The following is a 12,249-nucleotide window of genomic DNA, read 5'->3' as shown; positions in this document are numbered from 1 at the left end:
TGATAAGGGAAAATTAAAAGCCCTACTATAGAAAGTAAAGCAGGGCTTTTACAACCAGTTTACAAAAAGCTTCTAGAAGTCTTCATCTAAACTGAATTTTACTGATTCTTTTTCATTCATTACGCCAGCCTTCTGGTATTCGGCTACGCGGTTTTCAAAGAAGTTAGTTTTGCCCTGGAGAGAGATAGCATCCATAAAATCGAACGGATTGGCAGTATTGTAATACTTGGCATATCCTAAGCGGGTAAGCCAGAAATCGGCTACATACTCTATATATTGTGACATTAAGTTGGCATTCATACCGATCAAACCAACTGGTAATGCTTCTGTTATAAATTCCTTTTCAATTGCTACTGCGTCTGTTATAATTTCATATACACGTTCCTGTGATACTTTGTTTACTATATAATTATTATATAGCAGGCAAGCAAATTCGCAGTGCAATCCTTCGTCGCGGGAGATCAGCTGGTTAGAGAAGCTTAGCCCAGGCATCAACCCTCTTTTCTTCAGCCAGAAGATGGAACAGAAACTACCAGAGAAAAATATCCCTTCTACCGCTGCAAATGCAATTAAGCGTTCGATAAAGCTCCCACTCTCAATCCACTTCAATGCCCATTCACCTTTTTTACCTACACATGGCACAGTTTCCAGGGCATTAAATAATTTATCTTTCTCTCTGGAATCTTTAATATAGGTATCTATTAATAAGGAGTAGGTTTCTGAGTGGATATTTTCCATCATAATCTGGAACCCATAAAAACACTTAGCTTCCGGAAACTGCACTTCATTCATAAAGTTAGTTGCCAGGTTTTCATTTACAATTCCGTCGCTAGCTGCAAAGAAGGCCAATACATGTGAAATAAAATGCCTTTCGCCATCATTCAGCTTTTCCCAGTCTTTGAGGTCAGGGGAGAGGTCTATTTCTTCGGCTGTCCAGAAACTGGCTTCGGCCTGCTTATACATTTTCCAAATATCGTCGTGCTGAATCGGAAAAAGTACAAAGCGGTTTTTGTTTTCCTGCAATAGTGGCTCGTTATTGAGAGGTTGGCTCATAGAAGTATAGGTTTAATGGTATTGGAAATATTGATTGGGGTAATTCTACGCTACATTTATATACCAGACAAACAAAACCCCAAAAAGTTCTACTACAAAAATAGGATACACATTAGAATTGTTTTCAACAAATTAATGTGGATAACTGCTGGATAAGATGTGGATAAGTGTGCACAACCAGTTAATTTTTTGTATTTCAATACATTGATATCCAGGTGTATATTAAAAAATATTTAATTGTAGCTGAATCACTTTGTAATTAGGGATCTTATTTCTAGATTTGCAGTCCATTTTCAAAAAGTTAACAAACAATTACATGTACGCAATTGTAGATATCGCAGGTCAGCAATTTAAAGTAGAAAAAGATCGGTTTCTTTATGTCCACAGGTTGGCAGGAGAAGCAGGCGCTGGCATTGTGTTCGACAAAGTATTACTTGTCGATAATGGCGGGGAGATATCCGTAGGTGCGCCTACTGTCTCGGGAGCCTCAATTTCCGGAAAAATTCTGGAACACGTAAAAGGTGAAAAAGTAATCGTCTTCAAAAAAAGAAGAAGAAAAGGTTACCGTAAAAAGATAGGTCATCGTCAGCAGTTCACCAAAGTTCTGATCGAAGACATTACCTTGTAGTAAATCGCAAAAGCTAAAAACTTTATAATACCATGGCACACAAAAAAGGCGCGGGTAGTTCCCGTAACGGTAGAGAATCGCACAGTAAACGTCTGGGCGTAAAGATATATGGCGGACAAGTTGCCAAAGCCGGCAATATTATTATACGCCAGAGAGGTACAAAACATCACCCTGGAATTAATGTAGGCATTGGTAAAGACCATACCTTGTTTGCATTGGTAGACGGTACTGTTTTGTTCAAGAAAGGTATAAAAGACAGATCAGTTGTTCATATCATAGCGGCAGAAGAAGTAGCCGTAGCCGCTGAATAACTTTGCATACACATATAAAAAGAGGCTGCCCCATCCGGCAGCCTCTTTTTATTTATAGCTCTATAGGAAATCCGCCAGGCAAGCAATCTTATTTTTTAGACAGAAATTGCAGAGGAAAAGAACTAAATTTGAAAATCAGTCCTTGCATAGATACATAGAACTGCTTTGCACACACTTTAATTATTACGTATATGTTAAAAAAATATGTAAATGTTTATACGGAATCCAATCCCAACCCCAACTCTATGAAGTTTGTGTTGAACTACATGCTGGTTCCTGACAATACTTCCATTGACTTTCCGGATGCACAAAGTGCCACAGATTCTCCGCTGGCTATAGCTCTTTTTGAGCTTCCTTATGTAAGAAGAGTATTCTTAATGAACAATTTTGTAACGGTTACAAAGGATGAGAGCACTTCATGGGACGATGTACTACTACCCCTGAAAAAGTTTATAAAAGAATATATGGAAGATAACCGGCCTATTCTAACGGCAAAGAGGGTAGAGGAGTATAAGTCTTCTGAAGCGGCAGGTACAGACCAAGACCCGGAAGTAGTACAGAAAATCAAGCATTTGTTAGATGAATACGTCCGTCCGGCAGTTGAATCGGATGGAGGAGCCATTAATTTTCATTCTTACCATGAAGGTACCGTAAAAGTGTTGTTACAGGGATCTTGCAGCGGTTGCCCATCGTCTACTCTTACATTAAAGGCAGGAATTGAGAATTTACTTAAGCGAATGTTACCGGATGAAGTGAAAGAAGTAGTAGCCGAAGGAGTTTAATCCAAATAATTATTAGAAAAATACTGGAAACACACGTTTCTGGCACGCCCTGTGATACTAGTAAATTACCCATTTATTAGTATCACAGGGCGTAACTTTTCTGTTTCAGCAGAATATTGCTGGTGTATGATATAGCCAAATTTTAGCCTGCAAAAAAAAGAAATATGTACTAACTATGTAATACTAATTTTCAGAGTTCAATATATTATTTCTTGATTGTTTGCCATGTTTATCGCCCCATTGCTGCCTAAAAGAGTTTTTCTCGGTTTAAGTCTAATTGTTTCTTCGTGTTTTGTAACAAATAGTTGTACAACTGCTTCTCAATCTGCATCAAAAGACGCCAGACATTATGAAACAGCTGCTACTGCAAAATATGCCAGCTATAAAGTTGCTGAGCCACCTATCGAGGTAATTGCAGAAGATTTTCAGCTGGATGCAGAGTCTAACGTTAAAATAAGAAGAGGGGTTAACTTTTTGTACAACTTTTATGAAACAAAATTTGCCTACCAGTTTCCGCCAAGTTTGGTTGTGAAAATCAGGGTGTTTGAAGACATAAATGCTTATAAAAAATATATCCGCAAAGCATCCCCAAGTACTACTGGTTCTAATATTGGTTTATATATTCATAGCTTAAAAGAAGCTGTAGTATGGAAGAACAAAAATGAAGATCAGTTTCTGAGTACCTTGTTTCATGAAACCAGCCATCTGCTGCTGAGAAGCAATGCTGAAAATTGTCCGAAATGGATTAACGAAGGATTATCTGAGTATTTCGAGAACATGGATGTATCTGGTAAAGAAGTACAGATTAAGCCGCAGATCATTAAAGACGAGAAAACAAAAAAATGGCTGGAGACTGGCAAAATGCCTGAGTTACAAGCCTATTTAGGTAAATACAATGAAGAGTGGGATAAAGAAAATAATTTATCTGACCAACCACGTGCCCTGGCCTGGTCTATGGTTTACTTCTTAATGTCCAACAACGAAGGACAAGCCTTTATTAAAGATTGTCTTCACTATTTTTATAAGAAACAATCGGATAAACTAGCTTCCGTACGGGCAATTGATATTTATTATCCGGGTCAGCACAGTAAGTTTGAGAAAGACTGGAAAAACTGGATTCCAACTGAGAAACAAAATCAGGTATTGGTTATCGAACGTCCCAAGCCGGAAATAAAGGAATCTAAGACATCAAAATTGATGAAAAAGGTGTTAAGTATTGTCAACTAAACTATCATCCATATTAAATAAAAAGGGAGCAGAAAAATTACTGCTCCCTTTTTATGTTATGTAAGATTTTTGTAAAAATTTAAACAAAGTAACAAAATAGCCAAATTCCTGTTTAAATGATCATTCCGGCAGCTACGGTTTCATTAGTAAATTCATCTACCAGAATGAGGCTACCTGTAAAACGGTTCCGGCTATAACTATCGTACAAGAGTGGTTGAGTAGTACGAATCAATACACGGCCAATATCATTCAGCCCAATCGTACGGTCGTCTTCTACCCGGTGCAAGGTGTTAATGTTTATTTTATAGCGTACATCTTTTACCACACAGCGGGCTTCTTTGGTAGTATGCCTGATGCCATACTTACCTCCCGGTTGTAGTTTTTTCTCATTCAGCCAGCAAAGCATTATTTCAATATCCTGGCTTACCTCCGGCTGGTTATTGGGTTTTACAAGCATGTCTCCCCGGCTTATATCAATTTCATCATTCAAGGTCATTACGACTGACATCGGAGGAAAAGCCTCTGTCACCGGGCCATCAAATGTTTCAATGCTTTTAATAGTAGTAGTAAAACCGGAAGGTAAAGCCATTACTTCGTCTCCTGCTTTGAATATACCTCCTTCAACACGTCCAGCATATCCCCGGAAATCATGATATTGTTCGGATTGTGGCCGGATCACCCATTGTACCGGAAAACGGCTATCCACATGATTGAGGTCACTGGCAATATGTACATTTTCTAACGTATACATTAACGTAGATCCACCATACCAATCCATCCGGGTAGATTTATCCACCACATTATCGCCATTTAAGGCACTTATAGGGATGTAGTGAATATCCGGAACAGAAAGCTTAGAAGCAAATGCCTGAAAATCGGCTTTTATTTTCTCAAATATTTCCTGCTTGTACTCTACCAGGTCCATTTTATTCACGCACAGCACTAAATGCTTTATTTGTAGCAAAGATGCAATAAATGCATGGCGGCAGGTTTGTTCTACTACCCCATGGCGGGCATCTACCAATACAATGGCTAAGTTAGCCGTAGAAGCTCCCGTAACCATGTTGCGGGTATATTGGATATGGCCCGGAGTATCGGCAATAATAAATTTACGCTTTGGCGTAGCAAAGTACCGGTAAGCTACATCAATAGTAATTCCCTGTTCACGTTCTGCCCGGAGGCCATCTGTCAGCAAAGCCAGATTCACATATCCATCACCGCGTTGCTTGCTGCTTCGTTCAATAGCTTCCAGCTGATCTTCAAAAATAGATTTAGAATCGTACAATAACCGGCCAATAAGAGTACTCTTACCGTCGTCCACGCTGCCTGCAGTAGTAAACCGCAGCAGGTCCATATCCAGATAGTTTGTTTGTGTCATAGTTGCAAAATAGAATAGTTAGCTTATCAGAAGCAAATAGGTACTCTGATGAAATATATCAAAACGACTTATACAATACAGGAAGTCTGGCAGGAAATAACCGGATGCCTGCCCTAATCAAGCCTCGCCATACAATATCCTGGCAAAGATATAGAATTCAAAAGAAATCTATAGAATCAGTAGAGTTAAATAAATCAAGCATATTCTTTTTCAACTAGCTAACTTAGGGAAATAAGTATTGATATAAAGAAAAGTCTTATTTGTTATTCATAATTGTAATGAACAGTTTCTCTCTTTTTACTCAAAAACTTACTTCCAAGCTATATGCCTCTCAGCATAACAGATAATATCTGTAAATTGCTATGTTTTTATAGGTAGAAAAAATACGTACTCCAGTGATTGATACCTACACTGGATGGCTTCTAACAGTAAATCTATAAAAACCAAAATACTACTAACATTTATAAAAATTTTGCTACTTTGAGCATTCTTAATCCAGCCTAAATCATCTGTGAATGGAAACACATATAAGTAATGGAGTGCAGGAAGATTCTAACTTTCTGGACAATAAAGAACTATTAAGAGTCTTAATGGAAGTGAAGAATGGAAATTTTTCCGTTCGCATGCCTATAGACCAATATGGGATTAGTGGTAAAATCTGTGATACGCTTAATGATATTATAGAGCTGAATGAACGCATGATGAATGAGTTCACTAAAGCAGGCAATACCATTGGTAAACAAGGGAAACTTACCCAACGGCTGGAGCTTAGCGATGCCCGCGGCTCCTGGAGCACAGGCATAGATACTATTAATACCTTGGTGTCTGATCTGGTACATCCAACAATAGAAATAGCCCATGTAATCAGTTCGGTGGCAAAAGGTAATCTTTCGCAGGAAATGCCTATGGAGATAGAGGGAAATGTACTGCAAGGAGAGTTCCGCCGCATTGGCCAGGAGGTAAACGACATGGTAAAGCAGTTGAACCTATTTTCCATGGAAGTAACCAGGGTAGCCAGAGAAGTAGGTTCCGAAGGAAAATTAGGTGGGCAGGCAACCGTAAAAGGGGTAGGTGGCGTGTGGAAAGACTTAACGGACTCCGTAAACCAGATGGCCGGAAACCTGACCAACCAGGTACGGAATATTGCGGATGTAACGACTGCTATTGCTAAGGGAGACCTTTCCAAAAAGATTACCGTAGAAGCCCGGGGTGAATTACAGGAAGTAAAGAACACGATCAACACGATGGTGGATCAGCTCAACTCCTTCTCCTCAGAGGTAACCCGGGTGGCGCTAGAGGTAGGAACCGAAGGAAAACTAGGTGGACAAGCAACAGTAAGGGGCGTGGGTGGCGTGTGGAAAGACCTAACGGATTCAGTAAACCAGATGGCTGGAAACTTAACAGCCCAGGTGCGGAATATTGCCGGGGTAACAACGGCCGTGGCAAGAGGGGATTTGTCTAAGAAAATAACGGTAGATGCCAAGGGTGAGTTGTTGGAGTTGAAGAACACAATTAATACAATGGTGGATCAGCTCAACTCTTTCTCTTCAGAAGTAACGCGTGTGGCCAGGGAGGTAGGTTCGGAAGGAAAGCTAGGTGGACAAGCAGAAGTAAAAGGGGTGGCTGGTGTATGGAAAGATTTAACAGATAACGTAAACCAGCTGGCTGGTAACTTAACCGTACAGCTGCGTGACGTATCTAAGGTGGCAACCGCAATTGCCAGTGGTGACTTAACACAAAAAATTACGGTGGATGTAAAAGGGGAAATCCTGGAGATCAAGAACGTAATTAACACGATGGTGGATCAGCTCAACTCCTTCTCCTCAGAGGTAACCCGGGTAGCATTAGAGGTAGGTACGGAAGGAAAACTAGGAGGGCAAGCACAAGTAAAAGGGGTAGGTGGCGTGTGGAAAGACTTAACGGATTCAGTAAACCAGATGGCCGGAAACCTGACTAACCAGGTGCGGAATATTGCCGGGGTAACCACAGCCGTAGCCAATGGTGACTTGTCTCGTAAAATTACGGTGGATGTAAAAGGGGAGATGCTGGAGTTGAAAAACACCATTAACACGATGGTGGATCAGCTCAACTCTTTTGGTTCCGAGGTAACCCGGGTAGCCTTGGAAGTAGGTACGGAAGGAAAATTAGGTGGGCAGGCGACCGTAAAAGGCGTGGGTGGCGTGTGGAAAGACCTAACGGATTCTGTAAACCAGATGGCTGGAAACTTAACAGCCCAGGTGCGGAATATTGCCGGGGTAACAACGGCCGTAGCAACTGGAGACTTGTCTAAGAAAATCACGGTAGATGCCAAGGGAGAGTTGTTGGAGTTGAAAAACACGATCAACACGATGGTGGATCAGTTGAACTCTTTCTCTTCAGAGGTAACCAGGGTGGCTAGAGAGGTAGGTTCAGAGGGGCAATTAGGTGGGCAAGCCAACGTGCCTGGCGTAGGCGGTACCTGGAAAGACTTAACGGATTCTGTAAACCAGATGGCTTCCAACCTAACGAACCAGGTGCGGAATATTGCGGATGTAACGACTGCCGTAGCCAAAGGTGACTTATCTAAGAAAATTGCGGTAGACGTAAAAGGGGAGATGCTGGAGTTGAAAAACACGATCAACACGATGGTGGATCAGCTCAACTCTTTCGGTTCGGAGGTAACCCGGGTAGCTAGAGAGGTAGGTTCAGAAGGGCAGTTGGGTGGACAGGCTAACGTACCTGGCGTAGGCGGTACCTGGAAAGATTTAACGGACTCTGTAAACAAAATGGCCGATAACCTGACAAACCAGGTGCGGAATATTGCAGAAGTAACGACTGCCGTAGCCAAGGGTGATTTGTCAAAGAAGATTACCGTGGACGTAAAAGGGGAGATGCTGGAATTGAAAAACACGATCAACACGATGGTGGATCAATTAAACTCCTTTGCTTCGGAGGTAACCAGGGTGGCAAGTGAGGTAGGCTCCGAAGGTAGATTAGGCGGGCAGGCGACAGTAAAAGGCGTAGGGGGTGTATGGAAAGACTTGACCGACTCGGTAAATAAAATGGCTGGTAACTTAACTTCCCAGCTCAGAAATATAGCTGACGTTTCTATTGCCGTGGCTAACGGTGACTTGTCTAAAAAAATTACCGTAGACGTACGGGGCGAAATTCTTCAGTTGAAAGAAACTATCAACACGATGGTGGATCAGTTGAGAGGTTTTGCTTCTGAAGTAACGCGTGTGGCCAGAGAGGTGGGAACCGATGGAAAACTGGGTGGACAGGCATTCGTTCCTGGGGTGGCTGGTACCTGGAAAGATTTAACGGACTCGGTAAACCAGATGTCTGGTAACTTAACCTCACAAGTACGGAATATTGCTGAGGTAACCAAAGCGGTAGCCAGCGGTGACTTGTCCAAAACGGTGGTTATCGACGTGAAGGGAGAAATGATGGACTTGAAGAACACCATTAATACGATGGTGGATCAGTTAAACTCCTTTGCTTCGGAGGTAACCAGAGTAGCTAGGGAGGTAGGAACGGAAGGAAAGTTGGGTGGGCAGGCGACAGTAAAAGGCGTAGGAGGTGTGTGGAAAGACTTGACCGACTCAGTAAACCAGATGGCTTCTAACTTAACAGGCCAGGTGCGGGGTATATCCAAAGTTGTAACGTCTGTAGCAAAAGGTAATTTAAAGCAAAAGCTGTCAATTAACGCTTTAGGGGAGTTAGCCCAGCTGACAGATACTATTAATGAGATGATTGATACCCTAGCGGTATTTGCGGATCAGGTAACTACCGTTGCCAGGGAAGTAGGGGTAGAAGGCCGGTTAGGTGGTCAGGCCAGCGTACCCGGAGCTTCCGGAACCTGGAAAGACTTAACAGAGAACGTAAACCAGCTGGCAGCTAACTTAACTACTCAGGTACGTTCTATTTCTGAAGTAGCTTCTGCGGTAACAAAAGGGGACTTAACCAGAACTATCCGGGTAGATGCCAAAGGAGAGTTGGAAGCCCTAAAAGATACCATTAACCAGATGATTGCCAACCTGAAGGAAACTACCTTACGGAACCAGGAGCAAGACTGGCTGAAATCTAACCTGGCTAAATTCACCCAGATGCTTCAGGGCCAGAAAGACCTGAATACGGTAACCAACCGGATTCTTTCCGAATTGGCGCAGGTAGTATTTGCCCCCTATGGTGCCTTCTATATTCTCCAGCAGAATGAGGATATGCAGAATAAACTCAAATTATTTGCTGCCTATGCCTATAAAGAAGATAAAAATGTGCCGAAAGAATTTGCTATTGGCGAAGGTCTGGTTGGGCAATGCGCCGTTGAAAAAGAAAGAATTCTGCTAACCAATGTACCAAGCGAATATATTAAAATCAGTTCGGCATTGGGTGAAGCCAAACCACTAAGTTTAATTGTATTGCCGGTATTGTTCGAAACAGAAGTAAAAGCCGTAATAGAACTTGCTTCTTTTGAATCCTTTAGCCAGACTCACCTTGACTTCCTGAGCCAGTTGACAGAAAGTATTGGTATTGTACTGAATACCATTCAGACAAATAGCCGTACTGAAGAGCTGCTTACACAATCGCAGTCCTTGGCCGATGAGTTACGGAGAACAAACGAAGAATTGCAAGACAAAGCATTGCTGCTGGTAAAACAGAAAGAAGAAGTAGAAGCCAAAAACAAAGAGGTAGAAGAAGCCCGCCGCTCACTGGAAGAAAAAGCGGAACAGCTGACCATAACTTCTAAGTACAAATCGGAGTTCTTGGCCAATATGTCGCACGAATTGCGGACACCACTGAATAGTTTGCTCATTCTGGCACAACAGTTATATGAAAATCCGGAAGGAAACCTTTCTGAAAAACAAGTCCGCTTCGCTAAAACCATTCACTCCTGCGGCGACGACTTAATACAATTGATTAATGACATTCTGGATCTTTCTAAGATCGAATCCGGATTTATTACCGCTGAATTTTTACCGGTTCGTTTCAGAGAGGTTAGCTCATTTGTAGAAACTACCTTTAAGCCAATTTCTGAAGCTAAGCACTTACGGTTTAATGTAGTAATAGACAATAACGTACCCGAAGTATTGCAGACAGACGTGCAGCGGCTAAATCAGATTCTTAAAAACCTGCTTTCTAACGCCTTTAAATTCACAGAAAAAGGGGAAGTTAAGCTTAGAATTTATAAAGCCGAGCGGAACTGGAAAATGCGGAACAGCAGTCTGGAGAATGCCAAAAACGTGGTGGCCTTTGCCATTTCCGATACAGGTATTGGTATTCCCAGAGATAAGCAGAACATTATATTTGAGGCCTTCCAACAAGCAGAAGGCTCTACCAGCCGTAAGTATGGCGGTACCGGTTTAGGGTTATCTATTAGCCGGGGTCTGGCAGAATTGCTGGGCGGAACAATTGAACTGGAAAGCCATGTAAACCAGGGTAGCACCTTTACCTTATTCCTGCCTTTAGAAGGGGCTCCAATAGGCGAGAAGGAAATGATTAATAAGTTGCTAGCAGGCAACAAAGCATCTGATATGGATAAGTCTCTGGTAAAATCACTTACTTCTGTTCCCGGTGCTGGTGCCTCTTCCATAGAGAATAAGCATCTGGAAGCGGTGAATGAAATGATTAACGATTTAGGTGATGACCGGACAAATATTCAAGCACAGGACAAAGTATTATTGGTGGTAGAAGATGATACCCGTTTTGCCAGAATAATGATTGAACAAGCGCATGAATGGGGAATGAAAGCCGTAATTGCCACAAACCACAGTGAAGTATTTGGCTTTGTTAATTTATACAACCCAGTTGCCATTACCCTGGATATCAAACTGCCGGATACAAGTGGCTGGAAGGTACTGGATCTGTTCAAAAGTGATCTTAACTACCGGCATATCCCAGTTTACCTGATTTCAGGTGAAGAAAACAGAAGCCTGGCATACAAACGTGGGGCAAAAGGTTTCTTCTTAAAACCGTTGAAAAATGATGATCTGAAAATTCTTTTCAAAGATATTGAAGAAGCTTCCAGTAAGAAGGTGAAAAACCTACTGGTGATAGAAGATAATGAAATGGATTCTTCAGGCATTGTAAAAATGTTGCAAGGGGTAAATACCAAGATCACCATTGCCGAAACAGCCAAGAAAGCCATACAATTGCTACAGAAAAAGAGCTACGACTGTATTATTCTTGATTATATGTTGCCCGATATGTCTGGTATTGAATTAATAAAGAAGATTAATGTAGAAAAGCGGGAGCAGCAAATTCCATTAATTGTTTACTCAGCCAAAGAGTTCTCGGACAAAGAAACAGCTCAATTACGGCAGCTGGCCAAAAATATAATCTTAAAAGATGTTAAGTCGCTGGATTTATTACTAGAGGAAACCATAAAACATCTGCACCTGGATCACAAAGCATTACCTACACAACAGCGGAAATTAATAGAGGGCATCCGCTTGAAAGAAGATGTGCTGGTAGGCAAAAATATTCTGGTAGTAGATGATGATGTACGTAACCTGTTTGCACTCACTACCGCTTTTGAACGCTATAACATCAATGCTATTACCGCAGAAAGTGGAAAAGAAGCCATTCAGATTCTGAATGAAAACAGCAATATAGATATTGTTCTGATGGATATTATGATGCCGGAGATGGATGGCTACGAAACCACCCAGAAGATACGGCGGGAAAATAAAAACAGTACCTTGCCTATTATTGCCGTTACTGCCAAAGCCATGAAAGGCGACCGCCAGAAATGTATAGAGGCAGGCGCTTCCGATTATATTACCAAACCGGTAAAAATAGATCAGTTATTGTCGCTGATGCGCATCTGGTTATATAAATAAATTTGTTTTTAGTTCACTGTCGGCAGTCCAATGGAAGAAGTAGGTTACACTT

General features: G+C 41.6%; 7 protein-coding genes. 5 read left to right on the top strand and 2 right to left on the bottom strand.

What is annotated here, in order from left to right:
* Nucleotides 1-72: 72 nt before the first annotated feature.
* A complete protein-coding gene (locus Q0590_RS27530) occupies nt 73-1,053 on the bottom strand; it encodes a ribonucleoside-diphosphate reductase small subunit (protein WP_302040864.1) in 981 nt (326 codons plus the stop codon).
* Nucleotides 1,054-1,369: 316 nt separating this feature from the next.
* Between Q0590_RS27530 and rplU the strand changes: the two genes are divergently transcribed.
* From rplU to Q0590_RS27510, 4 genes are all read left to right on the top strand, one after another.
* Entirely contained in the window at nt 1,370-1,681 is a 312-nt protein-coding gene (gene rplU, locus Q0590_RS27525; RefSeq protein WP_302040863.1) for a 50S ribosomal protein L21, read from the top strand.
* Nucleotides 1,682-1,713: 32 nt separating this feature from the next.
* Nucleotides 1,714-1,992: a 50S ribosomal protein L27 gene (gene rpmA / locus Q0590_RS27520; protein WP_302040862.1), complete on the top strand. Its 279-nt coding sequence runs from the start codon at nt 1,714-1,716 to the stop codon at nt 1,990-1,992.
* Nucleotides 1,993-2,183: 191 nt separating this feature from the next.
* On the top strand, nt 2,184-2,774 hold the full coding sequence (locus Q0590_RS27515; protein WP_302040861.1) for a NifU family protein: 591 nt from the start codon (nt 2,184-2,186) through the stop codon (nt 2,772-2,774).
* A 225-nt stretch (nt 2,775-2,999) separates the two neighbouring features.
* Nucleotides 3,000-4,001 carry a DUF1570 domain-containing protein gene (locus tag Q0590_RS27510; RefSeq protein ID WP_302040860.1) on the top strand — a complete coding sequence of 334 codons (1,002 nt, stop codon included), beginning with the start codon at nt 3,000-3,002 and terminating at the stop codon, nt 3,999-4,001.
* A 112-nt stretch (nt 4,002-4,113) separates the two neighbouring features.
* Here the strand turns inward: Q0590_RS27510 and cysN are convergent, their stop codons facing one another.
* Nucleotides 4,114-5,379, bottom strand: coding sequence for a sulfate adenylyltransferase subunit CysN (gene cysN, locus Q0590_RS27505; protein ID WP_302040859.1), 1,266 nt, complete (start codon nt 5,377-5,379; stop codon nt 4,114-4,116).
* A 515-nt stretch (nt 5,380-5,894) separates the two neighbouring features.
* Between cysN and Q0590_RS27500 the strand changes: the two genes are divergently transcribed.
* A complete protein-coding gene (locus tag Q0590_RS27500; protein WP_302040858.1) occupies nt 5,895-12,197 on the top strand; it encodes a HAMP domain-containing protein in 6,303 nt (2,100 codons plus the stop codon).
* Nucleotides 12,198-12,249: the final 52 nt, after the last annotated feature.

It is taken from the genome of Rhodocytophaga aerolata, assembly GCF_030503435.1.
Lineage (GTDB): Bacteria > Bacteroidota > Bacteroidia > Cytophagales > 172606-1 > Rhodocytophaga > Rhodocytophaga aerolata.
This window is presented reverse-complemented; position numbering and strand designations above follow the sequence as displayed.